The 24,933-nt window shown below is 39.7% G+C and carries 22 protein-coding genes; 3 read left to right on the top strand and 19 right to left on the bottom strand.

Annotation, left to right across the window (positions count from 1 at the left end):
* Nucleotides 1-359: 359 nt before the first annotated feature.
* The 16 genes from sstT to ACQ4KW_RS02380 form a co-directional block, all read right to left on the bottom strand.
* The gene (gene sstT, locus ACQ4KW_RS02455) at nucleotides 360-1,607 is read right to left on the bottom strand and encodes a serine/threonine transporter SstT (protein ID WP_430884953.1); all 1,248 of its coding nucleotides are present in this window, start codon (nucleotides 1,605-1,607) and stop codon (nucleotides 360-362) included.
* Nucleotides 1,608-2,156: 549 nt separating this feature from the next.
* Nucleotides 2,157-3,869 carry a phosphoenolpyruvate--protein phosphotransferase gene (gene ptsP, locus ACQ4KW_RS02450; protein ID WP_430884952.1) on the bottom strand — a complete coding sequence of 571 codons (1,713 nt, stop codon included), beginning with the start codon at nucleotides 3,867-3,869 and terminating at the stop codon, nucleotides 2,157-2,159.
* 12 nt (nucleotides 3,870-3,881) lie between these two features.
* A complete protein-coding gene (locus tag ACQ4KW_RS02445; RefSeq protein WP_430884951.1) occupies nucleotides 3,882-4,145 on the bottom strand; it encodes an HPr family phosphocarrier protein in 264 nt (87 codons plus the stop codon).
* A 300-nt stretch (nucleotides 4,146-4,445) separates the two neighbouring features.
* Complete coding sequence (ptsG, locus tag ACQ4KW_RS02440) at nucleotides 4,446-6,461, bottom strand: glucose-specific PTS transporter subunit IIBC (protein ID WP_430884950.1); 2,016 nt, start codon at nucleotides 6,459-6,461, stop codon at nucleotides 4,446-4,448.
* Between the two features lie 306 nt (nucleotides 6,462-6,767).
* On the bottom strand, nucleotides 6,768-7,598 hold the full coding sequence (locus ACQ4KW_RS02435; RefSeq protein ID WP_430884949.1) for a BglG family transcription antiterminator: 831 nt from the start codon (nucleotides 7,596-7,598) through the stop codon (nucleotides 6,768-6,770).
* 154 nt (nucleotides 7,599-7,752) lie between these two features.
* Nucleotides 7,753-8,217 (bottom strand): GNAT family N-acetyltransferase, encoded by a 465-nt coding sequence (locus tag ACQ4KW_RS02430; RefSeq protein ID WP_430884948.1) that lies wholly within the window; start codon nucleotides 8,215-8,217, stop codon nucleotides 7,753-7,755.
* A gap of 154 nt (nucleotides 8,218-8,371) precedes the next feature.
* Nucleotides 8,372-9,205, bottom strand: a complete 834-nt coding sequence (locus ACQ4KW_RS02425) for a deoxyribonuclease IV (RefSeq protein ID WP_430884947.1) — start codon at nucleotides 9,203-9,205, stop codon at nucleotides 8,372-8,374.
* Between the two features lie 217 nt (nucleotides 9,206-9,422).
* Nucleotides 9,423-10,010, bottom strand: coding sequence for a helix-turn-helix domain-containing protein (locus ACQ4KW_RS02420; protein ID WP_430884946.1), 588 nt, complete (start codon nucleotides 10,008-10,010; stop codon nucleotides 9,423-9,425).
* 629 nt (nucleotides 10,011-10,639) lie between these two features.
* On the bottom strand, nucleotides 10,640-12,301 hold the full coding sequence (locus ACQ4KW_RS02415) for a PP2C family protein-serine/threonine phosphatase (RefSeq protein ID WP_430884945.1): 1,662 nt from the start codon (nucleotides 12,299-12,301) through the stop codon (nucleotides 10,640-10,642).
* A gap of 453 nt (nucleotides 12,302-12,754) precedes the next feature.
* Nucleotides 12,755-13,438 carry a YjjG family noncanonical pyrimidine nucleotidase gene (locus tag ACQ4KW_RS02410; RefSeq protein ID WP_430884944.1) on the bottom strand — a complete coding sequence of 228 codons (684 nt, stop codon included), beginning with the start codon at nucleotides 13,436-13,438 and terminating at the stop codon, nucleotides 12,755-12,757.
* Between the two features lie 12 nt (nucleotides 13,439-13,450).
* Complete coding sequence (locus ACQ4KW_RS02405) at nucleotides 13,451-13,678, bottom strand: hypothetical protein (RefSeq protein ID WP_430884943.1); 228 nt, start codon at nucleotides 13,676-13,678, stop codon at nucleotides 13,451-13,453.
* Entirely contained in the window at nucleotides 13,671-15,128 is a 1,458-nt protein-coding gene (locus tag ACQ4KW_RS02400) for a nucleoside kinase (protein ID WP_430884942.1), read from the bottom strand. The genes ACQ4KW_RS02405 and ACQ4KW_RS02400 overlap by 8 nt, the downstream gene beginning before the upstream one ends.
* Before the next feature lie 88 nt (nucleotides 15,129-15,216).
* Nucleotides 15,217-15,738: a signal peptidase I gene (gene lepB, locus ACQ4KW_RS02395; RefSeq protein WP_430884941.1), complete on the bottom strand. Its 522-nt coding sequence runs from the start codon at nucleotides 15,736-15,738 to the stop codon at nucleotides 15,217-15,219.
* Nucleotides 15,739-15,750: 12 nt separating this feature from the next.
* Complete coding sequence (locus ACQ4KW_RS02390; RefSeq protein ID WP_430884940.1) at nucleotides 15,751-16,575, bottom strand: hypothetical protein; 825 nt, start codon at nucleotides 16,573-16,575, stop codon at nucleotides 15,751-15,753.
* Between the two features lie 21 nt (nucleotides 16,576-16,596).
* Nucleotides 16,597-17,496: an RluA family pseudouridine synthase gene (locus tag ACQ4KW_RS02385; RefSeq protein WP_430884939.1), complete on the bottom strand. Its 900-nt coding sequence runs from the start codon at nucleotides 17,494-17,496 to the stop codon at nucleotides 16,597-16,599.
* A 31-nt stretch (nucleotides 17,497-17,527) separates the two neighbouring features.
* The gene (locus ACQ4KW_RS02380; protein WP_430884938.1) at nucleotides 17,528-18,358 is read right to left on the bottom strand and encodes a GNAT family N-acetyltransferase; all 831 of its coding nucleotides are present in this window, start codon (nucleotides 18,356-18,358) and stop codon (nucleotides 17,528-17,530) included.
* A gap of 171 nt (nucleotides 18,359-18,529) precedes the next feature.
* Between ACQ4KW_RS02380 and ACQ4KW_RS02375 the strand changes: the two genes are divergently transcribed.
* Nucleotides 18,530-19,081 carry a hypothetical protein gene (locus ACQ4KW_RS02375; protein ID WP_430884937.1) on the top strand — a complete coding sequence of 184 codons (552 nt, stop codon included), beginning with the start codon at nucleotides 18,530-18,532 and terminating at the stop codon, nucleotides 19,079-19,081.
* A gap of 91 nt (nucleotides 19,082-19,172) precedes the next feature.
* Here the strand turns inward: ACQ4KW_RS02375 and ACQ4KW_RS02370 are convergent, their stop codons facing one another.
* On the bottom strand, nucleotides 19,173-19,886 hold the full coding sequence (locus tag ACQ4KW_RS02370; RefSeq protein ID WP_430884936.1) for a pseudouridine synthase: 714 nt from the start codon (nucleotides 19,884-19,886) through the stop codon (nucleotides 19,173-19,175).
* 353 nt (nucleotides 19,887-20,239) lie between these two features.
* Between ACQ4KW_RS02370 and fba (ACQ4KW_RS02365) the strand changes: the two genes are divergently transcribed.
* The gene (gene fba / locus ACQ4KW_RS02365; RefSeq protein ID WP_430884935.1) at nucleotides 20,240-21,169 is read left to right on the top strand and encodes a class II fructose-1,6-bisphosphate aldolase; all 930 of its coding nucleotides are present in this window, start codon (nucleotides 20,240-20,242) and stop codon (nucleotides 21,167-21,169) included.
* Nucleotides 21,170-21,270: 101 nt separating this feature from the next.
* On the opposite strand, the gene ACQ4KW_RS02360 is transcribed toward fba (ACQ4KW_RS02365), so the two are convergent.
* Both ACQ4KW_RS02360 and ACQ4KW_RS02355 read right to left on the bottom strand, forming a co-directional pair.
* Nucleotides 21,271-22,086, bottom strand: coding sequence for a MerR family transcriptional regulator (locus tag ACQ4KW_RS02360; RefSeq protein WP_430884934.1), 816 nt, complete (start codon nucleotides 22,084-22,086; stop codon nucleotides 21,271-21,273).
* Between the two features lie 194 nt (nucleotides 22,087-22,280).
* A complete protein-coding gene (locus tag ACQ4KW_RS02355; protein WP_430884933.1) occupies nucleotides 22,281-23,600 on the bottom strand; it encodes an MATE family efflux transporter in 1,320 nt (439 codons plus the stop codon).
* 309 nt (nucleotides 23,601-23,909) lie between these two features.
* Here ACQ4KW_RS02355 and fba (ACQ4KW_RS02350) point away from each other — a divergent pair, with 309 nt between their 5' ends.
* Nucleotides 23,910-24,839, top strand: a complete 930-nt coding sequence (gene fba / locus ACQ4KW_RS02350; protein ID WP_430884932.1) for a class II fructose-1,6-bisphosphate aldolase — start codon at nucleotides 23,910-23,912, stop codon at nucleotides 24,837-24,839.
* Nucleotides 24,840-24,933 lie beyond the last annotated feature (94 nt).

The raw sequence follows: 24,933 nt of genomic DNA, 5'->3' as shown, positions 1-24,933 counted from the left end.
TTATTGCATACAATTAACACTTGTCTGCCTTCACGTCTCTTTTTTTAATAATTCTTAACGCATTTTATCATATTTTTCCTAGGGGTGCATAGTAACAGAGGCTGTTCTTCAAATGAAGGCTCTTTCACAACAAAAAAAGTGGGGATGTTTTTCAACATCCCCACTTTCATATATTCCACCAATTCATTCCATAAAATTGTAGAACTTGCTCTATTAATATTTAAGTCTTAATAAAGACCTTTTTACGTATTCATGCTTTTGTACCATTTCAACTTGGCACTATTTAAAACGATTACGGATTTAATGTAAAGCTCATAGAATCAGAACCAAGTCACTTCCGTAAAATTTAAGCTTTAATATTAAGCCGTTGTCTTCTTAGTCTTAATCACGATTGGACGACCTTCTTTTCTCCACTCAGCCATTTCAGATACTGCAGTGAATAGGGCATCTGTAGAAGAGTTAAGTGCCGTTTCGCATGAATCCTGAATAACGCCTACAACAAAGCCTACACCAACAACTTGCATTGCCACTTCATTTGGAATACCAAATAGGGAACAAGCCAGTGGTATAAGTAGCAGTGAGCCACCTGCAACACCAGATGCACCACACGCTGATACAGCCGCTAGTACAGAAAGGATAACTGCAGTTGCAAGGTCTACCTGAATACCAAGTGTGTTAACAGCAGCCAGTGTTAGCACAGTGATTGTAATCGCCGCACCTGCCATGTTTACTGTAGCACCTAGAGGAATAGAAACTGAATAGTTGTCTTTATCAAGTCCAAGATCAGCACATAGGTTCATGTTTACAGGAATATTCGCTGCAGATGAACGTGTGAAGAATGCAGTGATACCACTTTCACGTAGACACTTAAATACCAGTGGGTATGGGTTTTGACGGATCATTGCAAATGAAATCAATGGATTTACGATAAGTGCAATGAATGCCATTGTACCAACAAGTACAACAAGCAGACGACCATAGCTTAGTAGTTCGCCAATACCATTTGTTGCGATTGTGTTGAATACAAGACCCATGATACCAAATGGTGCAAGGTTAATAACCCAACGAACCACTTGAGAAAGGGCATCTGAGAAATTAACGATCATTGTCTTAGTAGAATCAGGTGCATTCTTAAGAGCCATTCCAAGCAGAATTGCCCATGTCAGAATACCGATATAGTTCGCTTCACTCAGTGCTACCACTGGGTTAGCAACAATGTTCATTAGAAGGTTCTGAAGAACTTCTGTTACGCCACCTGGAGGTGTGATGCTGTTTACACCTTCAACAAGTGTTAGCTCTACAGGGAGCGCAAAACTTACAAGTACTGCTGAGAAACCTGCCATAAATGTACCGAAAAGGTATAAGGCTACGATAGATTTCATATTTGTTTTCTGTCCCGACTTATGCTGTGAAATTGCAGACATAACTAGGAAGAATACCAGAATAGGTGCAACTGACTTAAGTGCACTTACGAATAGTATACCAAAAATACCAATTGGTTTAGCGTATTCTGGAACCATCATTGCCAGCATAATACCGACAAGAAGACCAATAATAATTCGCTTTACCAAGCTCATGCCATTCCACTTGCTTAATAAATTTCCCATAACTTAAAACTCCTCAAAATAGATTAATAGTGATAGATAATAACCCCGCTGAGTTTGCGTGAAAACGTTTACTTGGACTGTGCTTTTCCCTAAACACATTTTTACCAAATGTCAATCTTCTGCATTTTTCATCAGCACCGACAGCTTATCACAAAATTTCTCGTAAGAAAAGGGAAAATAATAAATTTTCTTAACAGGTGCAATAATATGTTTAAATCGTGCAATACCAATCTGTATAGCTATTTCTGTAGTCTGAATTGTCAAACAATTCACACAATATTTATCGTTTTAGTTCAACCGTATTCGAACCACTCGAACTACGTTTCATTAATACCTAACGGTAATTGATAACCATTAAGTACATACATATATGTATACAGTTTTTTTAAAATGCTTTCCCACTTGTTTTATCTTATTTAAAGCATCTTCTTTGCATGCTTATTTCAAATTTGTTAAAAACCCAAAAGGTCCTGTTCAAGTTTTAAGACTTAAACAGGACCTCTCTCTATCATTTTAGGCCACAAGACCTGTAAAATCGATCACTCACATCTATGCCTTAATAGCTTTTTCTGCAATAAAGGCTTCGATAGCTTCAGCACTATCAAGGCTTAAAACTTCATCGGCATAGCGCTTCATTGCCTCAGCGCTTAATGAGCGAATCAGTTTACGAGCTGGAAGAATTGAAATTGGGCTCATGCTGAACTCATCAAGACCAAGACCCAGTAAAATCGGAATCATTCTCTCATCTCCAGCCATTTCACCACACATACCAACCCAAATACCTTCTTTATGACCATTTTCAATAACCATTTTTATGAGTCTTAAAACAGCTGGGTTAAATGGATTGTAAAGTTTATGAATTTTTTCATTCATTCGGTCAACAGCACATGTGTACTGAATCAAGTCATTGGTACCAATGCTGAAAAAGTCAACGTGCTTGGCCAATATATCGCTATTAATTGCAGCCGATGGCACCTCAATCATCATTCCGACTTGAATGTCATCAGAATACGCAAGTCCTTCTGCAGTCAAATCAACTTTGACCGCCTCGAGAATAGCCTTTGCCGCCTTAAGTTCTTCCAGACTTGAAATCATAGGAAACATGATTTTAAGTTGACCATAAACACTGGCTCTAAGAAGGGCTCTAAGCTGTGTTTTAAAGATTTCCACCTCATCTAGGCACAAACGAATGGCCCTGTAACCAAGGAATGGATTCATCTCTTCATCTATTTTCAAGTAAGATAGATTCTTATCGCCCCCAACGTCCAGAGTTCTTATAACAACTGGCTTTTGGTTCATAGACTCTAATACTTTTTTATACGATTCAAATTGTTCTTCTTCTGTAGGTAGAGTGTCTCGGTCCATATAAATAAACTCAGTCCTGTAAAGCCCCACACCCTCAGCATCATTTTTTATAAGGCCCTTAACATCTTTTGGCGTTCCTATGTTTCCTGCCAGTTCAACACCCACACCATCTAGGGTCACTGAATCTTGTCCTGTAAGTTCTTTTAGGGCATTTTTCATTGTTTCGTATTCAGATTTCAAATTCATGTATGTCTCAAGTTGTGCAGCATCTGGAGATAAAATCACCTCACCGGAGTCACCATTTATGGCCACCATATCAACATCGATAGCTGCTTCTGTGATATTTCCAAGTCCCACAACCGCTGGAATTTCTAACGAACGAGCCATAATGGCTGTATGAGATGTTCTTCCACCTATGTTTGTGATAAAACCAACCACTTTTTCCTTATCCATCATGGCTGTTTCTGATGGTGTTAAGTCGTGGGCAATTAGAACAACTTCTTCATCAAGGGCTGATAAATCCACAGACTTAATCCCCATCACATTCTTTATAACACGTGTAGACACATCTCTTAAATCTGCTGCACGCTCACGCATGTAGTCATTGTCCATTGATTCAAAAATTGCAATGAACTGATTGATGACTTCATTAAAAGCATACTCTGCGTTGACCATATCCTGATCGATCTTAGACTCTGTTCCACTGATCATTTCAGGGTCTTCAAGCAGCATAAGATGAGCTTCAAATATGGCAGCTTTGTCTGCTCCCATCTCTACTTTTGCCTTATCTCTGATTTTAGCCAGTTCCGCCTTGGCAGATGTCAAAGCAGTAGCGAATTTATCTTTTTCAATTTGAGGGCTTTCAATACTTATTTTCTCAACAACCGGCATTTCATCCTTAAGAAGGAGGGCCTTTCCTATTGCAATACCCGGAGACGCACTGGTACCTTTCATCATTTTAAACACCACCTAGGCTTCACTAAAGCCAGATGCAACAAGTGCTGTAAGTGCTTCTACAGCTTCTGAGGCATCATCGCCATTTGCTGAAAACGTCACTTCTGTGTCTTTTTGAAGACCAAGGCCCAGAATATTCATAATGGATTTTGCATTCACTTTCTTGCCGCTCGTTTCTATATTAATTTCTGATTTAAATTTTGTTGCTAGCTCGACAAGAGCTGCTGCAGGACGTGCGTGTACACCGGTCTCATTTACAATCTTAACTGACTTTTCCATTTGTCTTCCTCCTAATACATCAAATAACTCACAAATACTCTACGACTCATACACACATGACATGGTCATGCCTAATAGAATATCCAGACCATCCCATACTGATTTAATATGTTGGAATGGTCCAGATTTGTTTGATTTATTTTAAAAGTACTCTATCTATCTAGGCGCTTGCAAAATGACAGATCTATGCTCTCGTCATACCATATATGAAATTTTGACTTTTAAATATCTATATATGGTTGGTGAGAGTTCTTGTATGATATTTTGCAAATCGCTCTATCAAGACAACCTGCTCTGATTCTATGCAATTTTCACCACATCTGCATCGCCAGATTCAACAGTCTTGCTTGAAGACAGTACAACTTTTTCGCCTTCTGAAAGGTTTGTGAAGATTACCGGTGTAATAATTGACGGCACTTTGTCCTTAACACTTTCAAGATCGACCTTTAGAAGTGGTTGCCCTGCTTGAACATCATCGCCTTCTTTGACAAGGGCTTCAAAGCCTTCTCCCTGAAGATTAACAGAATCAATGCCAAAATGGATTAAAACTTCTCTGCCATTTTCTGAAGTGATGCCAATAGCATGCTTTGTTGGGAATAGAACGTTTATTTTACCATTCACTGGTGCCACCACGGTTCCGTTAGCTGGTTCAATAGCAAATCCGTCTCCCATCATTTTTTGTGAAAAGACCTTATCGGGTACATGCTTGAGTTCAAGAAGTTTTCCTTTAATTGGTGCATGAAAAACATCTGTGCCTCTTGCAACCGTCTTCTCTTTTTTTGTCATGGATTTTTTAGTTGGTGCATTGCCTGCCATGATACTCTGCATTTCAGACTTTAGGGTATCAGACTTTGGTCCAAATATGGCCTGAATGTTATTGCCGACATCAAGCACACCTGATGCACCTAGCTTTTTTAGTTTTGCCTTGTCAACATTCTTAATATCGTGAACAATGACACGCAGTCTTGTAATACAAGCGTCTAGGGTCTTGATATTTGATTTACCACCTAGAGCCGCTAGAACTTCTGTTGCAAGTTCACCAACAGACACATTTGAAACGGCTTCTGTTTCGCTGACTTCTTCACGTCCTGGTGTCTTAATGTCCCATTTTCGAATAGCGAAACGGAAACCCAGATAGTAAATTACAGATAAACCTAGACCCACTGGAATAACCAGCCACCAATCTGTTCTATTAGGCATGACACCAAATAGAAGGTAGTCAATGACACCACCTGAGAAGGTCATACCAATTTTGACATTCAAGATATGCATAACCATGAATGATAGACCCGCAAAAAGTGCATGAATAGCAAACAAGAGTGGTGCAACAAAAAGGAATGTGAATTCAATAGGTTCCGTGATGCCTGTTAAAAATGAGGTCAGCGCTGCTGACGCCATGATACCCGCAACCATCTTCTTATGTTCTGGACGGGCTTCATGGTACATTGCCAGGGCTGCTGCTGGCAGACCGAACATCATGAATGGGAACTTACCTGTCATGAATGTGCCTGCAGTCAGTTGGGCATTGTCTTTAATTTGTGCAAAGAAGATGCTTTGGTCACCACGTACAATTTCACCTGCACTGTTCACATACTCACCAAATTCAAACCAGAATGGCGAGTAGAAGATATGGTGTAGTCCAAATGGAATCAAAGAACGTTCTACAACACCAAATACAAAAGCTGATAGGGTTTTGTTCTTATCGATCATCCCTTGTGAAAACGCATTAAGGCCTTCCTGGATTGGTGGCCATATAAAGCACATTGCCACACCCAGTCCAAGAGCCGATAGGGCTGTAATAATTGGTACAAATCGTTTGCCTGCGAAGAATCCCAGATAAGGTGGGAGTTCAATGTTGTAGTACTTGTTATACATTGATGCCGCTAAAACACCCACAATAATACCACCAAATACACCGGTTTGAAGGGTTGGTATGCCGACAACATTGGCATATGCACTAGAACTTGCGACCATTTCTGGCGTAATGCCCAGAAGCGTACCCATTGTTGTGTTCATAACTAAAAATCCAATAATAGCTGCAAGACCAGCAACGCCATCTCCACCTGCTAGACCAACGGCTACGCCAACTGCAAATAGAAGTGGCAGGTTGCCAAAGACAATCCCTCCAGACTGTTCCATAACACTCGCAATAAGTTGGAACCAGTCTGCTCCCATAGCAGGTATCTTAACCAGTAGAGCTGGGTTTTGGAATGCGTTTCCAAAAGCCAAGAGTAGGCCTGCTGCCGGTAAAATGGCAACTGGAAGCATTAGTGCTTTTCCGACTTGCTGTAGTACCCCAAATAATTTCTTAAACACGTCTCTCGCTCCTTTTCAAAAAAATAAAAAGGCACGAGCAAAAGATGAACAAAACAGGGGTTGCCTGTTTCATACAAATCTCTTACTCATGCCTGATCGAATCAGTTACACGTAAAATAATTTGTGTCTAGTATTTCGTTTTGTTTGCTTCATATTTTGATTAATTCTTGTTGAAATGCTCCCATGTAATGTCGTTTGTGCGCACACGAATTACGATACGTAAAGCAATATATCACAAAAACGTTTTCTTGACAACGATTTTTCTTGTTGTGTTTTCAAACGTTTTTTATGCAAGGAAATCCATCATTATTTGTTTGATAGTTTATGCAAATGCATTGCAATGTAGCCCATTTCAGACTCTGGAACAGGTTTTCTAAGTGTCTGTTCCATGATTTTAGCAATATCATAAGCCAATTTAAACTCAAGGGCTAAGTTGTTTTTTATCTGATCCATAAACAAATTTTCTGTGGTCTTTTCATCCATGACACGGCGCATAACGCCCAAAAGATGAAAAATAAATCGTTTTCCAAAGAATGCGTTTTTATCAAGGCCACCTTCAATTTTACTGTCTACATGGCCAATGATGCTGTTCATCATTTTAGAGTGCTCAAGAGCTTTGTTTTTACTGGTATTGCTTCTGCCGCCATAGAAATGGAGGGTTAAAAAGCCTATTTCCGCTTGGGGAATTTCAATCCCTAAAGCCTCTTCAATCCTCTTGATGGCCTTCTTTGCCAGTTCATATTCCTCAGGGTATAAAATTTCCGTTTCAAAAAGGAATGGATTTACAATTTCCACACCTTCTCGAATACGTTTGACAGCAAAATTGACGTGGTCAATTAAACCCACTCTGTTTGCGGAATCAAGTTTGATTTCAAAGGTGTTTTCAAATAGCAGCAAAACATCATTTACAACCTCAATGACGTTTGGATCAATTTGACTGATAAACCTGTCATGTTCATTTTTATCCAGGCCTTTAAGGGAAATAAACTGTTCTTCTACCTTATCCAGATTGTCAATAACAGACCCTTTTTTCTTGCCAAAACCAATGCCTTTGCCAATCAATATGTGGTTTTCGTCACCGCTTTCAACCATGAGAACATTGTTGCTAAGCACCCTATTCACTACATAACTTTGCATGATCGGCCTCCTCTGATTTAAAATCATTTACTCGAAAATTCTATTTTCTGAAAATCAAAATGTCAATGGCCTCTCATCAAAAAGACACTGATTTATAGAATCAGTGTCAAATATCACATAAAAACAAAGTTGAATTCGTAAATTTTTACAGCCCTTACAGTCGCTTTTGTAAGAAAATTGCATCTGGCTGAGGGTTGTCATAATAAGGCTGAATCTCTTCAAATCCCAAATATTTATAAAGTTCTAATGCCTTGTCCATCCGTCCGAACGTATCCAGGCGAATAAAGTCATAGCCTAAGGCTTCAGCCACATCAATGGCCTGCATAGAAAGGTTTTTACCCAGTCCCTTATCCCTCTGCTCAGGTCTCACATATAGCCTTTTTAATTCCGCAATGTTGTAGTCCAGTTTTTTTAGAGCCACACATCCCACCGGCTTTTCATCGTCCATTACTAGAAACAGGGCCCCGTGTGGAGGCGCATACGCTCCTGGCAATGACTCTAGTTCTTCTTCAAACCCTTGAAAGCATAAATCTATGCCCAGCCAGTCCGCATACTCTTTGAACAGCATACGTACATGCTCTAGGTCTGGGCCATCCGTGACATGTTTCCATTTCAACATCGAATGTTTCCCCTCCATATTAAACCATCCCATCTTCCGCTTACAAAAAACTCAAACTTGTTTATGTAAACTTTTACTCTCTGTTATATTATTCGATGTCTAAGGGCAATCCCCTTCAAATTGTTTAGATTTTAATACAATTCCTCTGTTTTTCTCAAACGCCCTGCCGACTTGTTTTCATTCTCTCAATTTCCGCTGCATACCCAGTCGCCTCATTAGGTGTCTCCAAGAGAAAAGGCAGATGTTTCAGCTTGGGATGATTCACAAGTTTTATCAGTGCTTCTTCTCCAATCGTGCCTTCACCAATTCTTTCATGTCTGTCTTTATTTGATGCAAAAGGCATTTTTGAATCATTCAAGTGTATGGCTTTAAGCCTATCTAGACCAACTATACGATCAAACTCTTCAAGGACGCCTTCCAGGTCATTCACAATGTCATAACCAGCAGAATATAAGTGACAGGTGTCTAAACAAACACCCATCAAGTTCTTATGTTCGACGCCTTCAATAATATCACGTAAGTCTTCGAATTTTGAACCAATCTCTGTCCCTTTTCCTGACATGCCTTCAAGAAGAATAAAAGTCGATTCCTGACCTGTTAAGACCTCATTTAAAATGTCAACAATGCGTCTTATTCCCACCGATATTCCATCTTTTGTGTGTGACCCTGGATGAAAATTATACAAATTGCATGGTATTTTCTCTAGTCTTTCCAAGTCTTCTTTAAAAGCCTGCTTTGCAAAGGCTCTAACATCCGCTTTGCTGGATGCCATATTCATGGTATAAGGAGCATGAGCCAGCAAGGGACCAAAATCATTTTCCATCATAAGCCTTTTTAGCTTGTCAATGTCTGAATCGTCAAGGGCTTTGGCCTTCCCCCCCCTTGGATTTCGTGTGAAAAACTGAAATGTGTTTCCTCCAAGCTTCACGGTGTCCTCACCAGCTTTATGAAAGCCTTTCGCTATTGATATATGGCAACCTATATACATGGTTTTCCTCCCAAAGTCTATATGATCATCGAGTCATCCACTTCGCATACGTCAGTCATAAGGATACCACAGAATGAATATTGCTTCAATTTTGTAGTCATTACATTTTGTTTTTATTTTCTTGATCTCTCTGGACTGTTTCTACCATCACAGACTAAAAAGCTTTGGCCTCATTCACAAATTAAAAGAGCCGTCATATGGACGGCTCTCACATTTATTATTTATCTGTTGACTTGCCATCGTCAAGCGGCACAAAAACACTTGCCGCCGAGTAGCGTACCGTATTCTCCCGCTTTTCTGACTTATCATCCAAATAATCCGAAATAAGTGTATTCACTTTGTCGTTGAGTTCTTTCACTTCATCTTGAGTCAAATAATAGTCACCATTATAGTTGACAAATTTCAGCGGAGCCTGCCCTTTTGGAAAGTTCTTCTTATTTTGCACCGATTGATAGTAATCTTTAGATATTCTTTCGAACAAAGCTGAAACAGCCTTACTCAGTGAGTCTTGCGCGGTATCATCGCCCTGAACAGTTTTACTATCTAAGACAAATGTTTTTGCCACTGGCATATAGTATTTTTCAATAACGCCATACTTAGGCACCTCTTCAACAAGATCAATAATCCCCACCTTGGCGAGTGATTTTATATGATAATTCACCTTGGAATGGGGCTCGCCCAACTTCATTGATATTTGCTTTGCTGTAGCAGGTTTGCCTTCAAATGCATCAATGATTCTGATGCGGTAACTGTTAGAAAGCGCCTTCAGCATATTTAAATCATCGACAACCAGTACCTCTTTCATATCTCCAATTTCCCCTTATTTAACTCTATTTTTATGCTTTCATTAACCTATTCATTCTGATTTTGCACCTGGGTGCAATCTAGGCTTGGTTTTATGTCGTTTTGTATATTTTTAGTGATCATCACAATTGTATCATTATATACAAAGAATTATGCTAACCGTTTACAAAATTTCGACTATAACTTGCAAGCGCACCTCCACAAGGCAATTAAGTCCTAAGACTTAGGTAAAATAAAGTGATGGTAGCGATAAAGCAAGTTGCAAGTGTCTAAATGATTGTTTAGATCCATTATATGATTCTATAACTTAACCGTCAAATTTGCAAACGTATTCCTTACCCACTACCAGGACATACCCGTGACATGTCCCTATGATAAGAGCTCCGCCTTCTTCATTTTATTTTTTTATAGTTAAGCCCCCAATTATGCTTTTATGCAATTTGAATTCTAAATCTTTCAGACTCTTTACTTAAACAGCTTTACTGCAACAACTTTACTGTGAGCGAAAGAGGGCGCATCCTGCAAATCAAATAAATAAAACCTAAGAAGTGGACTTGATCCATTCCTAGGTTTTACAAACTATGCCGTCTTTCTTATATGAATAGCAGGGCAGGATCAATGTCTATTCCCCTATGTTTCCATAATGAAATAGGTTATATCATCTTCAAGCTGCTCTGCATTTGGCTCAATAAGTCGAACAATGCTGTTATTTAAATTTTTAAGTGAGTCATGACGGTGCTCCATTAGAATTTCCACAAATTCATCCTGATCCATAACCTTATTTTTAAACTTATCTATGAGTCCATCTGTGTAAAACGCAATTCTGTCCCCTGGCATTAAGTCAATCTTGGCACTCTTATACTCTGGAGTGAAAAACTCGCTCATTTGACAGATCGGAAAGCCCTGACTCTGATTCAAAAATTCCGCTTCGCCAGACTTTCGAACAAGGATAGGATAACAGTTCATACCACCAGTACAGTAAGTTAAGGTCCTTGTACTTATGTTATAAGATGCAAAGAATATGACCATATGCATTTCTTCCGGGAAGTTCATTTTATTAAATTCTTCATAGAAGTGCTTTAAATTTCTATGGGGTTTTAGACCCCTATAACGCTTGATGAGCCTTTCTGTGGACTTAATGAAGTTATTGCAGAACATGGTCATTAAGGCTGCAGAAATACCATGACCTGACACATCAAGAACATACATGCCAATGTTGTCTTCATCAATACGATATATATCGTAAAAGTCTCCCGAGAGTCTTTCACAAGGAAAATACTCCGACATAAAGGTCGTATTTTTGAAATTTAGTCTTTTCAGTGGAAGAAGTGACTGCTGGATACTCTTGGCATACTCCAGCTCTTTAATAAGCCGGGCATTCACCTCTCTGATTTCACTGGTTCTTTTATCAATTATTTTCTCTAGATTTTCAGCATATAGCTTAATCTGTTTTTCTGTGGTTTCTTTTTTGACACCCGGTTCGCCAATATTGAGTTTAAATAAGGCATGAAGGAACATGGCATATCCAAACAACCGGTAAGTGTTGAATACCACCACGGATAATTGGTCCGGTGTTGGGTACAAAATTCTGACCGCATGGGAGAAACTTATAAGAACCAAACTGGTTAAAGCTATAATCACATTTCTATTTTGTTCAAGCAAATAAATTCTAAGATAGTACATAAGAACAATCACAAGCAGAAGTATACTTGTAAACTCAAACATAATCGATGCCACAGAGAGATTGACTGTCGACAAGACGCCCAGCACGTAGGCTTCTGTTTTTTGTTCTAGGGCTATGATAATAATAAAAATCATAATAGGCGCAAAGCGCGTTAGGTATCTGTAATGTTTCCCAACCTGCCTGTCTCTTGAAATCAACACCGCTACAAACATTCCAAGGGCCATGATAAATCGTCCCACACCCATATATAGAAACATAAGTGGCAGTTGGTCCATAGAAATTGTGGAGAGTGTTCCCTTTAGATATATAATCATCATAAGCTCTAAGCAGGCCGCAATTAAGAAAGCCACGGCGTATACCAGCATCCGTAGTTTTTTGCTGCCCAAATATGCATAGTAGGTGGTATTAAACATTAGAAACAACGCCACAATACACCCAAACTCCAAAAGTGTGATAACGGATTCTAAATTCATACTATGCAGAAAGCCGCGTATCGATGGTTCCCATAAAACAACTGTCATTAAAACAAACATCGATATAATCGCCACGACAAATGGCATAATGAAGTTTCTAATCATTTCGATTTGGTCTCGGTCCATTTTACTCATTTTTGACCTCTCAATACTGCCTAAAGAACCTGAAAATACTCGATTCACACAATGTATTCATTTCGACATAAGTTGGTGATTTCCTTTATATAAACTCAAATATTTTACAATAATTGCTCAATCCACCTTCCAAAACACATGATGCAAAGCAATCTAAATTGATAATATTCAAATATCCACAAATATCATGATACTGGTACAAATCTCACATCCATTCAAATGACAGCATTCCTATATTGATTTCATTCCAATTTCGAATAAGTATTTCAAACACATTTTCCCACCCTCATTCTTATAAAAAATCTTGTCAAAGTTGAAATCTATAATTTTTATCAAAAACACCCTATAGGGTAGACTTTTTTCTTTGTCTACTCTATAGGGTTCACTAGGGTTCATTTTTCCATGTCATTTTTCAGCTTTTTAATTCTGGTCTAAAATAGCTTGTCTTAATCTCTACAGTATATCTTCAATCTCCAGTACACTTTCAAGTTCAAATGTTGGCTCAATATCAGCGTCGCGATTCTTTTTTCTTGGATTGAGCCAGCATGTGTCAATGCCTGCTTTGATACCACCTAAAATGTCGGACTTTAAATTATCCCCCACCATTAGAACACTGTCCTTTGATGTGTGTCCCATTTTTTCAAGTGTATAATCAAAAATTTCTGGATCAGGTTTGACGAGGTTGACATCTTCAGAAATCACAATTTCCTCGAAGTAGTGGTGAATATCAGACTGTCCAATTCGCTTATTTTGCACCAAAGAGAGGCCATTTGTTATAATGGCTAGTTTATAGCGATCTTTCAAGCGCTCTAGTAAATCCACCACGCCCTCATATATAAAAGAGGCTTCACTGAGTTTTTCCATGTACGTCCCTGCAAATACCACTGGATCTAAATTTAAATCGAGCGCTTTAAAGAGTCTTCTAAAACGGTCAACTTTCAAGTCAGACACTTTTATAAGTCCCTTTTCAAATTCAATCCATATTTTGTGATTAATTTCTTCATACACAAGCTTCAATTTATCGTAGGGGTATTCAATTTTATGGGCTTTCACACTCTCTTCCAGTGCAACTGCCTGAGACTTCTTAAAATCGAATAGCGTTTCATCTGCATCAAAAATTATGAGTTCGTATGGCATTTCAAGCCCCTTCTATTCGTCCATTTCTGCATGTCTAAAACCACTGCCCCCTATAAACTCTTTCAATATACTCGAGTAAGGAATAAGATTGTCATTCTCTATTGACTCGAAGTAACTTAAGAACTTAAGAAGACGCTTGGCTTCCACATATTCCGGCTCCGTTTCATCAATTGCTTCAAGTAGGGGTTCTGCATGCTTTTTAAGCACAGCCAGTTCGTACACAAGGGCTGAATTAAACATAACATCCGCATCTTCTTGGAATGGGAAGATGTTTCTTCCTTCCCCCCCGCCTTACCGAAGGCCACATGTCGATGGTTCTTTGCGCGTTATGACCCCTGTAACGGTTGTCACGTACAATTCGTCTTAACAGTCGGGTGTCTGTGGTAGGAATTCTATTGTGGTCATCAATGTTGAGTTGGGTTAGTGCACTGATGTAAATTTTAAACTTGTCCTTTTTAGGAATGGCCTCTGTTAGTTTTTCATTAAGACCATGTATGCCCTCAATAATAATAGGCTGGTCTTCACTAATCTGCATAGACTGTCCCGTGTACTCCCGCTCTCCAATTTGGAAGTTGAATGTTGGTAGCTGAACCTCTTCCCCCGCTAGGAGTCTTTCAAGGTCTATGTTAAACTGCTCAGTGTCCACCGCTTGAACACTCTCAAAGTCGTAGTTGCCATCTTCATCAAGTGGGGTTTTGTCTCTATTAACAAAGTAATCGTCCGTTGATACTGTCACAGGCTTTAAACCATTTACCTGGAGCTGAATCATAAGTCTGTTGGCAAAGGTCGTTTTTCCTGAAGAGGATGGACCTGCAATCAGAACCAGACGCTTGCCACTTTCCGCAATCATATCTGCAATATGAGCCACTTTCTTTTCATGTAGGGCTTCAGCAATTTTTATCACATCAAAGTGCTTGCCGTGTTTGATCAGATCGTTCAATTTAGCCACATAATCTATGCCGACAATTTCTCCCCAGCGTTCAGCTTCCTTAAAAATCTGAGCAAGCTTAGGATGCTCTTCAAATTCAGGCAGGTCAAAGGGGTGGGATTTATTTGGATGGCGTAAAATAACCCCATCGTCATAAGGCATTAAGTCAAAGACTTCCAAGTATCCTGTGCTTGGCACCATGTAACCATAGAAGTAGTTTTGAAGCCAGCCACACGTGTACAGGTTGATGGTGTCATGTTCCCTGTAGGTGAGTAAATGAATCTTGGACTCCATATTGAACTTTTCAAATATAGCCTTGGCTTCAGCCTTTGGAACCGCCTCTTTATAGAAAGGTTCATCGGCCTTCACGATTTCTTCCATGCGTTTCTTTATTTTTGCTATGTCCTCTATGGTCATTTTTTCTTCAGAATCAAACTCACAAAAGAGTCCGCCGCTTAGGGAGTGCTCAACCCGAACATGGGTGTTCTTATACAGTTCCATAGCCGCCCTAATAAAAACAAAAGACAGGGATCTTTGATAAATTCGTATTCCATCGAGACTTGTTATACTCACAAAACTCACTTCGGCATCTTCTTGCATGTGGTAAGTGAGTTCTCTTAGTTTATTATTGACCCGTGCAGCCACAATAAGTGGTTCATTCTCACCACCATAGCGCTTTGCTAAATCTTCAAGACGCATTTCGTAGGGCACCTTAATTTCATGGCCATCTTTAAGTTTTACGTTAATTGTGCGTTCAGTCATGTCTATTCCCCCTATTTCACTAAGCAACTTGAAAAGTACAAACCAGGGTCTTGCAGCGGTCTAATCTGAAGTTTTTCAAGCGTTTTAACTAGTCTATTGCGCCAAATCTGCTAACTGGAAAAAGTCTTATTAAAACCCTTCCTCGGATCTGTTCTTCGTGAACAAGCCCGACCTCGTTGCTTCTGCTGTCCATGCTATTGCCCCTGTTATCCCCCATAACAAATACACAGTCTGGCGGGACAAAGACATCAATGGTTCCGCCTGTCCATCTTTCTTTCAGGTAATTTTCATTCAATCTTTTCTCATTGAGAAAAACTTGTCCATCATGAATTTCTATATGGTCTCCAGACCCGCCAATAACTCTTTTAATCAGATCTCTTTGAGTGCCGTCGTTGCTGAATAAGTCAGACTTAAACACAATAATGTCTCCGCTATGAGGATGTCCCACCTGGTAGGATACCTGCTCAATAAGCAGATAGTTATTGTCTCCCAAGGTCGGTTCCATAGAATGTCCTTTAACAAGTATCGGCCTCACAATAACAGTCATAACAAGCCCAACAACCAGGGCAATAATTATGGCCTTACTCCATTCTAAGATTTCCTTTAACATCTGACATCATCCCTATTCAAACAGATACGCTTTTCCCGTGTAATTTGGAATATATGACCGGTTGAGTTCATCAAGCTGTTCTCTAATCATATCGTTGATTTTCGAATACTTATATCTATTAATCTTTATTTCAAGCTTTTCTACACAAAGCCTAAAATCATCAAGCACGTTATACGGATTTCCATAATATTTATAAATGTCTTCAATGCTGACACTGGAAAATCCATGGCCCACTATAGAATCATTTCTCAGTTCAATGAGATTCATCATTTTTTCCGCATTCATTATATGAACAACTTCTTGGCAGGTGTAGTCATCCTTGTGATAGCGGTTAAAGTAGGTGGTTATGCCGAAAATCAGATTGGAGTTGAAAATTTTATACTTTTTGCGAAGTGTCTTGAGTATCTGTCTTTTTTGCATCATAGGTTGCATAAATGTAAATCTGGATCTATTAAGATGCTGTTCCACAAACATATACTTGAATATGGCTTCTTTAAACCTATAGACTCGGCTTAAAAAATCAATGTACTCCTCGTTTACAATTTGAAATTTGGTGTTCTCAAGGAGTTCAGAAAACATGGCATCCGGGTCCCCATCAATGAGTTCTTGAAGATTGTCCTTTAACTCACTGATATCCTTTGAATTCTCATATTCCTCAGTCAAATTATATAAAAGGTGTCTGGCTGTTTTAAAATCAAAGTTAACAGCATATCTACATGAATCCATGAGCACTGCTGCATCAGAGTTTTCAAGTCCGATTTCAGATAGTAATTCCAGCGCACCACCATAATCATAGCGGTCTATTAGCTTAATTATTACATTGTAGGACCTGATCATAGGCGAACTCCTCCAGCTGTCTTATTTTATAGAATCAAGAAAATTCCTGATTTCTTCTGATTCGCTTGTGTACGCATTATTGTTGATAATCAATTTATACCCATGTAAGAGTTGAGAATTGACATTTTTCTCCTTGGATGCACCGTATTTTTTGTCTCCCACTATAGGATGGCCAATATAGCGCATAGACTCTCTGATTTGATGGGATCTTCCAGTGTGGAGTTCCACTTCTAAAAGTGTGTAATTGCCTATCACTTTTAGAGGCCTATAGTCTGTATGACAAAACTTGGCCTTGTCATCTTTTTGATTTTGCGAAAGCCTCACCTTGTTCTTGGCTTCGTCTTTGACAAGCCATCCCTTAACCGTTCCAGCCTCTTTCACAACACCCTCTACAACACACTGGTAGAATTTCTTGATTTTCCTGTTTCTCATAAGTTCATTGTATTCTTTCAACGACTGATAATTCTTTCCAAAGATCACGAGCCCACTCGTGTTTTTGTCAAGCCTTTGAATGGAGGCTGGCTTAAAGGTTCTTGAGCTCATGTGCTTCAAATACACTTGAACTTTTGATGACAAGGTGTTTTTAAACTCATTTTTATCCGGGTGGGTCAGAACGCCGCTCGGCTTGTCAACAATAAGAATATCATCGTCTTCATAAACAATATTCAGGCCCACATCACTTGCTTCAACTTGAACTTCTGCTTTTACTAGCTTTTCATAGGACTCATCACTTAAATAAATATCAAGCTTGTCACCATGCTCTAAGAAATAGTCTTCTTTTACACGGACGCCATTGACCTTGAAGACCTTTTTCCGAATCAGCTTGTAGACATTGGTCCGGCTGGAATTATTGAGGTACTTAAGCAAAAACCTATCCAGTCTTTGTCCCGCTTCATTTTTTCCTATTTGAACTGTTTTCATTTATCTCACTCCGTATACATCATTCATATATTTATATCTCGCGTATTGCCATAAGTCCCATTTGATAAACAGGCTTGTATCCCAGTGCCTCATAGACTTTTATGGCTGCTATATTGTCCTTCATAACAAGTAAGTTCACATGTAGATTCTTTCCTAACATACGATGGGTTAAGACCGATGTGAGCCTTTTCCCAACGCCCTTGCCCCGGACCGATGGCCTTGTGAACACCCCGCCGAGCTGGGCAAATGTCCTTGTTTCAAACTCAATGACGGCCTGTCCTTTGATTTGGCTATCTTCTATGTAATATATATAATTCTCTATGGCACCAACTTTGTCCTTTAGCTGATTGACCGTTAAAGGATTTCTTCCAAAGGCTTTTTCCACACTCAGCAAAAAGGGCACAGCATCTCGAATGGGAATAAGGGCTGCGTCCACCACCATACCGTGGCTTTGATCCGATGGTTTAAAGGTGTCTTTGTTCACATGCATAACACTGCATAAGTCAATGTCATCACATATGGCGACACGGGTTAAAACCCCTTGAATCCGTTTCAAATCCTCAGGACTTGCCTTTATAATGCCTGGCTTATATTGACGAATAACTTTAAGAAAATCCAGTTTATTGTATATGCTATCATCTTCAAAATGACACGTCATAACCCTAGTTGAGGAAAATGACACCATTCCGATCATGATCTTATCCCGAATATACCCATAAAATGTGCTACCATTGCGAAGGGTCCAGTCCCCATTCACTTTTTTTAATCCATAGTAAAACCCATGAGTTGCAAAATCATGCCTCTCTATGTAATCCAGTATGTATTTGACATGTTGTCTTTTCAACTCAAAAAATGCTTCCATCACAGCCCCCTGCTTATCCTGGCGGATATTTTCATTATGTAGATTGTATCACGGTTTTAACTATTTTGAAACCTACTGAGCCATTGGAATTAACCCATTAATGTGGTATGCTATTGGAAGAAACCAGATCCACATTAAAGACTGGTGTAAAAACGGACAGGAGATCTTAATATGCTCGAAAAAATTAAAGATATATTATACGATGTGAGTGATATTGTTTTATCCCTGATCATCGTCGCTCTCATATTCTTTGTCGTTTCATGGAAAATTTCAGATTCATTGGCCTTTGATATAACGATCCCTGAAAAAACAGACATAGCAGAGGGGATCAGCCAGGATCCAAACATTATAGATATTGAAGAAGCTGGTGATGACGACTCTGTCATTACAGAAGAGACAGGCAGTGAAGCTGGTCAAACAGAAGGCGCCGATCCTGCAACAGGTGGGGACACGGAGGGCACAGGCTCCACATCTACTGATGCCAAACCAGGCGGTACACAAGTCAACCTAGTCGGTCAGGAAAAAACCATTGTGATTGAGTCTGGATCATCAGGCTATTCTATTGGGACCCTGCTTGAAGAAGAGGGGCTTGTACCTGATACACAAACATTTATTAAACGCGTTGAAGAACTCGGTCTTGGAGCCAAACTTCGAAGCGGTACTTTTGATTTATCAACTGATATGTCTCTTGATGAGATTATTTATAAGATTTCTGGACAATAAAGCTTTTAATCAAGCGACTATATTTGCAGTCTCGTCCATCCTACTTCAAAATTTAAGCGTGTGCTTTATGAAATCATAAAGCACACGCTTTTTAAATATCTATTTGCTGAAGAGCTGAGACTTCCGCTTCACTAAGTTCACGGTAGTCTCCTAGTCCAAGACTTTCGTCAAGCTTCAAGGCCCCCATTTGAACACGTTTTAAGTATGTCACTTTTTTTCCAACCGACTCAAACATGCGCTTGACCTGATGAAACTTCCCCTCCATAATGGTCAGTTCAATTTCCGATTCGGAGTCACTTTTGAGTATGGTCAGCCAAGCAGGCATGGTCTCGTAACCATCGTCTAGTGTCACACCCTTTTTAAAGGCCTCCACATCCGCCTCTGTCACCTGGCCATCAATGACTGCATAGTATTTTTTGGGCACATGCTTTTTAGGAGAGAGTATATTATGGGCCATTTTTCCGTCGTTTGATAGTATAAGCAGGCCTTCTGTATCCTTATCAAGTCTTCCAACTGGAAAAAGCTCGTAGTGGTCATATCCTTTAATAAGTTCTAAAACAGTTTGTTCTCTCGAATCCTCCGTGGCGGATACATATCCATCAGGCTTGTGAAGCATAATATAAACCAGTGGTTTATATCCAATAGTTTCACCCATAAATTCCACTTGATCCATGTCTGGACTGACATGCTTGCCTGGGTCTTTTTCCACTTGTCCATTCACAGTAGCTCGCCCTTTTTTGATCATTATTTTGAGTTCTTTTCTTGAACCACACCCCATATTACCTAGGTATTTATCTAAACGCATACGTCCTCCTTAATTTTAATAATTATACTTTATATTCGTGTATTTTCAACGCTTTCGCGGGTCGTTGGACGTCCCGCATCCCGCGGGACTATAACCACTTTTTCCTATTTTTGTTGTTATTTATTGCAAGTTATATCAATATATTTGTCATTTCTCATGAAAGTCAGCCTTATTTTTTCGCCAATCGTTTTCCTAGCTTGACAAAGATCAGTAACTTACATATATTCTTTATGTTATATGGATTATCATAGCATAGAGACAGCCAGAACGACAGAGATAATACGTTTATAAAATATTCATGACAATGAGTAATTATTCATGAAAGTGTAAAATATTCTTAGGAGGGTGTAACGATGGCATTAGTTACAACGAAAGAAATGTTCAAAAAGGCATACGAAGGCGGTTACGCAATCGGCGCTTTCAACATCAACAACATGGAAATTGTACAGGGTATTGTAGATGCAGCAGCAAAGGCGAAGTCGCCAGTCATGCTACAGGTATCTTCAGGCGCTCTTAAGTACATGCGTCCAGCTTACCTACTTAAGCTTGTAGAAGCAGCGGTTGAAGACACTGGTGTTGACCTAGCGCTTCACCTTGACCACGGTGCTGACTTCGAAGCATGTAAAACTGCAATCGATCTAGGCTTCACTTCTGTAATGATTGATGGATCTCACCACTCATTCGAAGAAAACATCGCTGTAACAAAGAAAGTTGTTGAATACGCTCATGAGCGTGGCGTTGTTGTTGAAGCTGAACTTGGCCAGCTGGCTGGCGTTGAAGATGACGTTAATGTAAGTGCAGAAGATGCAACTTACACTGATCCACAACAAGCAAAAGAATTTGTTGAAAGAACTGGCGTTGATTCTCTTGCAATTGCAATCGGTACAAGCCACGGTGCTAACAAGTTCGAAGGCGAACCACAACTTGATTTCGATCGTCTAAAAGAAATCATGGATCTACTACCTGGCTTCCCTCTAGTTCTACATGGTGCTTCTTCTGTTTATCCAGAAGCTGTTGCACTTTGCAACGACAACGGTGGTTCCCTAAAAGGAACGAAGGGTGTTCCAGATGAAATGCTTCGTGAAGCAAACCGCCTAGGCGTTTGCAAGATCAACGTTGATACAGACCTACGTATTGCTGTTACTGGCAATGTGCGTAAAGTTTTCACCGAAAAGCCAGGCGAGTTCGACCCTAGAAAGTACCTAGGTCCAGCTCGTGAAGCAATCACTGATGTTGTATACCACAAGATTATGAACGTATTTGGTAGCAACGATAAGCTTTAATTTTATACATCAAAACGCTGTCTGGTTTTCAGACAGCGTTTTTTTATTGGGTAAATACCATTTCACAATGAACCATGTCTATTGCATGCATTCCCCATGCCCTAAGCAACTTTCTCCACTTTAATTTGCAGCTCGAACACAGTTCTGTCCTCTTCAAGAAAAAGAGAAAGCTCTGGGTGTTCTAGTTCAATAACAAAGTCACCCACCCGCTTGAGATTTTGGCTTACCAAATATGCGTCTATTTTCTTTCTTAGACTTGGCAGTTCAAATAAATTCCCATGCTTGAAGGGATAGAATATGGACAAGTAGAGTCCCTCTGTTAAGACTTCAACACCCTCATCAGGTTCTGGCACCTCAATGCAAATCCTAGATTCAATATCAGTCCCCTTGTTCAGCCCATCATAAGGATATAAAATCATCAGGGTCTTCTCCGAATAAGCCTTCTTTTTTATATAGGACTCAAACTTGTCATAGTAGCTTTTGGGAGAATCCATAACCTCTGATTCAAGGGGGTCGAGAACATACAAATAACGCTCGCCCTGGTCTCTTAATAGAAAGGACAAATCTGCGGACTGTTTGCTTAACAAGTCTCTCAGCTGGGCGATGTCAGCATGAATTTTTGTCAGCCTGTCAATTTTGCTTTTGAGTTTCGCTTGATGTCTTTCTAAAAGATCCAAATACTCTGCCTCATTTAAGTGCTTATCAATCAACATGTTCATTTCACCCAAAGACAGCTCCATTTCCTTAAACAAAAATATCTGTCTGAGCATTTGGAGGTCTTCAAATCCATAAAGGCGGTAGCCATTCTCCCTTTTTTCAGGATGGATAAGCCCCTTTTTTTCATAGTGTCGCAATGTTTCCACGGTCGTATTAAACATGCTTGCAACTTCACTTTTTATCAACTTTCTTCTTTCCACTTCAGCCACCCTTTCCGGGCTCATCTGTCCGCTCGCATATTTCTTTTATACCACAAACTTTCCCATGGAAAATACCTTAAATAACAGCCTTAAAAAATCACTGTTTTTTTAACAGATAATACTCTGGCATTTTTTTATATTTTGGACCCTTCATGGCATTCCTTAGCTTTTTAAGATCAACAGGTCTTTGTCTTTCACTCCAGCACTTTCAGCTTTGAAATTTTAAGTCTACTCATAAAGACCACTAAACCTAGAATCATTAGGGCATCTGCCACGGCAAATCCCGTGGCCACGCCCACAGCTCCAGTGTATTTTATAGATACAAAGACAACTGGCGGTATGAGTACAAGCGTACGAACACACGATATGAGGGCCGATTCCATGGGTCTGTTTATAGCCGTAAAAAATATGGTTAATTGTAGTGGTAAGTTGGAAAGCAAAGTCGCTGCCCCTATGGTCAAATAGAAGAATACACCTATTTCAACATTCCCTTCACTCTTTAGAAAAAGTCCTAATATTGATCTTGCAAATGGCATCAAGCCTATATATACAAGTAGACCATAAGCAAAACTTTTTCGAATAGAATATGCGATCAGGGGTTTTAATCCACCAAATTTTTTCTCTCCCATCATTTTGGAAAACATGGGCTGAAGCCCCATAGAGGCACCCAAGTATATGCTATAAAACATGGAAATAATGATGTTTGCTGCAGCATAAGCTTCAAAATGCCCAGGTGTCAAATATGTTATAAAGGCCATATTCACCACATAAACCATAACCGATTCCACTACCATGACTGCAAAATCACTTATGCCATTATAGACCACTCTAAATAGAGCCTTCAACTCAAATAGGGGTTTTGAAAATTTAATAATGGTCTCTCTTGAAAGGAAGTAATAAAATCCAGCTCCACATTCAAAGGCCGTGCTCACAAGCGTTGCAAGGGCCAGTCCTTTAATACCCATACCAAGGATTGCCACTGCAAACACATTTAAAAGCAAATTTAAGACAGTGGCGGCTATGTTGACCTTAAAACTATAGGCTGGACTCCCGTCATTGAGAACAAGCACATCAAGCCCGCGTCCCAGCAAGAGGAAGGGAAAGGACAAGGAAAACAGTTTTAAATACTCAGCTGACAGGGTCAACAGGCCCCCCCTTGCCCCAAGTATATAGGCAAGTTCCTGGCTGAAGAACAAGCCTGGAATCGCCAGAAGAATGCCCATCCCTCCCATAAGGCTCAAAACCGCGCTTGAAAGCCGACTGGCTCTTTTAACATTTTTCCGTCCTATGAGAAGTCCAACATAAGCGCCCAGCCCACTTATAAAGAGCATGGCTATCCCTGCCACCAAAAACATAAGTGGGGTAATCAGCGTTGTGGCCACCAGGGCTGATGCACCAATAAAAAGGGCCGCTATCAGTCTGTCGGCTGTATGCATTAAGCTTCCAAACAGGGATCTCACTATCATTGGCCTTGCATAGGTATTGAATGTTTGTGCATTTTGATTCATTTTCATATCTCTCACCTCATCTTAAGCATAAGGTCTGTTGTAAGAACAGAGTCAAGCCTATATTCAAATCTCTTATGAAAGTTTTAAAAAAATGTATATAATCCGATAAGCATTGAAATCACATAGTTATAGTTAGATAGTCAATTTGTGAAAAGTTTGATTAATATCAATATGGGTATTAAGCATGCCAGGTGTGCGTTATTGTGCTACACTATAACCGAACCGTGGCTAAACCAGGACATTTTCTGGCCCGCCGTTTCGGTACTAATGATATGATCCGCTGGATCACATGGATACATAACAAGGAGGATACCTATGTCACTTGTAACAACGAAAGAAATGTTTGAAAAAGCTTATGAGGGTGGTTATGCAGTCGGTGCATTTAATGTAAACAATATGGAGATCATTCAAGGTATTGTTGAAGCTGCACAGGAAACAAAAGCACCTTTAATCCTTCAAGTATCTGCTGGCGCACGTAAATACGCAAAGCCTGCATATCTGAAGCATTTGGTTCTTGCAGCTGTTGAAGACACTGGCCTTGATATTGCACTTCACCTTGATCATGGTGACAGCTTTGAAATCTGCAAGCAGTGTATTGATGATGGGTTCACATCTGTCATGATAGATGGTTCTGCCCTTCCATATGAAGAAAACATCGCCCTTACAAAAAAAGTTGTTGAATATGCACACGCTCGTGGCGTTGTCGTTGAAGCAGAACTTGGTAAACTGGCTGGCGTTGAAGATGAAGTTAACGTAAGCGCTGAAGATGCAACTTACACTGACCCTGATCAAGCTGTTGATTTTGTAAAACGCACTGGTTGTGACTCTCTTGCCATCGCCATCGGTACAAGCCACGGTGCTTACAAGTTCACTGGTGAACCAAAGCTTGACTACGCACGTCTTGAAAAAATCACAAATATGCTTCCTGGTTTCCCACTCGTTCTACACGGTGCGTCTACTGTTATCAAAGAGTTTGTAGACAAGTGTAATGAATACGGTGGCGACATCCCAGGCGCACAAGGTGTTCCTGAAGACATGCTGAAAAAAGCGGCTCAATTTGGCGTATGCAAAATCAATATTGATACAGATCTACGTCTTGCTATGACAGCTTCTATTCGTGAAAACTTCGCGAAAAACCCAAAAGAATTTGACCCTAGAAAGTATCTTGGACCTGGCCGTCAAGCCATTAAAGATATGGTAAAACATAAAATCGAAAATGTTCTTTGCTGTTCTGACAAAGCTTAATTAAAATCTAAAGGCAGTGTCTTGCGATGTTCTCTTAGAAGAACTTGCAAGGCACTGCCTTTTTTATTGACCCAATATATGCTTGAACTAGATA

The organism is Tianxiuia mixotrophica, assembly GCF_050596425.1.
Classification (GTDB): domain Bacteria; phylum Bacillota; class Clostridia; order Peptostreptococcales; family Acidaminobacteraceae.
The sequence above is the reverse complement of the archived record's forward strand: the minus strand, read 5'-3'. Positions and strand labels throughout refer to the sequence as shown.

What these genes read in the sequence shown, in the direction of transcription:
- sstT (WP_430884953.1), bottom strand. Translation starts at nt 1,607, where the DNA reads ATGGGAAATTTATTAAGCAAGTGGAATGGCATGAGCTTGGTAAAGCGA.
- ptsP (WP_430884952.1), bottom strand. Translation starts at nt 3,869, where the DNA reads ATGATGAAAGGTACCAGTGCGTCTCCGGGTATTGCAATAGGAAAGGCC.
- ACQ4KW_RS02445 (WP_430884951.1), bottom strand. Translation starts at nt 4,145, where the DNA reads ATGGAAAAGTCAGTTAAGATTGTAAATGAGACCGGTGTACACGCACGT.
- ACQ4KW_RS02435 (WP_430884949.1), bottom strand. Translation starts at nt 7,598, where the DNA reads ATGCAAAGTTATGTAGTGAATAGGGTGCTTAGCAACAATGTTCTCATG.
- ACQ4KW_RS02430 (WP_430884948.1), bottom strand. Translation starts at nt 8,217, where the DNA reads ATGTTGAAATGGAAACATGTCACGGATGGCCCAGACCTAGAGCATGTA.
- ACQ4KW_RS02425 (WP_430884947.1), bottom strand. Translation starts at nt 9,205, where the DNA reads ATGTATATAGGTTGCCATATATCAATAGCGAAAGGCTTTCATAAAGCT.
- ACQ4KW_RS02420 (WP_430884946.1), bottom strand. Translation starts at nt 10,010, where the DNA reads ATGAAAGAGGTACTGGTTGTCGATGATTTAAATATGCTGAAGGCGCTT.
- ACQ4KW_RS02415 (WP_430884945.1), bottom strand. Translation starts at nt 12,301, where the DNA reads ATGAGTAAAATGGACCGAGACCAAATCGAAATGATTAGAAACTTCATT.
- ACQ4KW_RS02410 (WP_430884944.1), bottom strand. Translation starts at nt 13,438, where the DNA reads ATGCCATACGAACTCATAATTTTTGATGCAGATGAAACGCTATTCGAT.
- ACQ4KW_RS02405 (WP_430884943.1), bottom strand. Translation starts at nt 13,678, where the DNA reads ATGTTTAATTCAGCCCTTGTGTACGAACTGGCTGTGCTTAAAAAGCAT.
- ACQ4KW_RS02400 (WP_430884942.1), bottom strand. Translation starts at nt 15,128, where the DNA reads ATGACTGAACGCACAATTAACGTAAAACTTAAAGATGGCCATGAAATT.
- lepB (WP_430884941.1), bottom strand. Translation starts at nt 15,738, where the DNA reads ATGTTAAAGGAAATCTTAGAATGGAGTAAGGCCATAATTATTGCCCTG.
- ACQ4KW_RS02390 (WP_430884940.1), bottom strand. Translation starts at nt 16,575, where the DNA reads ATGATCAGGTCCTACAATGTAATAATTAAGCTAATAGACCGCTATGAT.
- ACQ4KW_RS02385 (WP_430884939.1), bottom strand. Translation starts at nt 17,496, where the DNA reads ATGAAAACAGTTCAAATAGGAAAAAATGAAGCGGGACAAAGACTGGAT.
- ACQ4KW_RS02380 (WP_430884938.1), bottom strand. Translation starts at nt 18,358, where the DNA reads ATGGAAGCATTTTTTGAGTTGAAAAGACAACATGTCAAATACATACTG.
- ACQ4KW_RS02375 (WP_430884937.1), top strand. Translation starts at nt 18,530, where the DNA reads ATGCTCGAAAAAATTAAAGATATATTATACGATGTGAGTGATATTGTT.
- ACQ4KW_RS02370 (WP_430884936.1), bottom strand. Translation starts at nt 19,886, where the DNA reads ATGCGTTTAGATAAATACCTAGGTAATATGGGGTGTGGTTCAAGAAAA.
- fba (WP_430884935.1), top strand. Translation starts at nt 20,240, where the DNA reads ATGGCATTAGTTACAACGAAAGAAATGTTCAAAAAGGCATACGAAGGC.
- ACQ4KW_RS02355 (WP_430884933.1), bottom strand. Translation starts at nt 23,600, where the DNA reads ATGAAAATGAATCAAAATGCACAAACATTCAATACCTATGCAAGGCCA.
- fba (WP_430884932.1), top strand. Translation starts at nt 23,910, where the DNA reads ATGTCACTTGTAACAACGAAAGAAATGTTTGAAAAAGCTTATGAGGGT.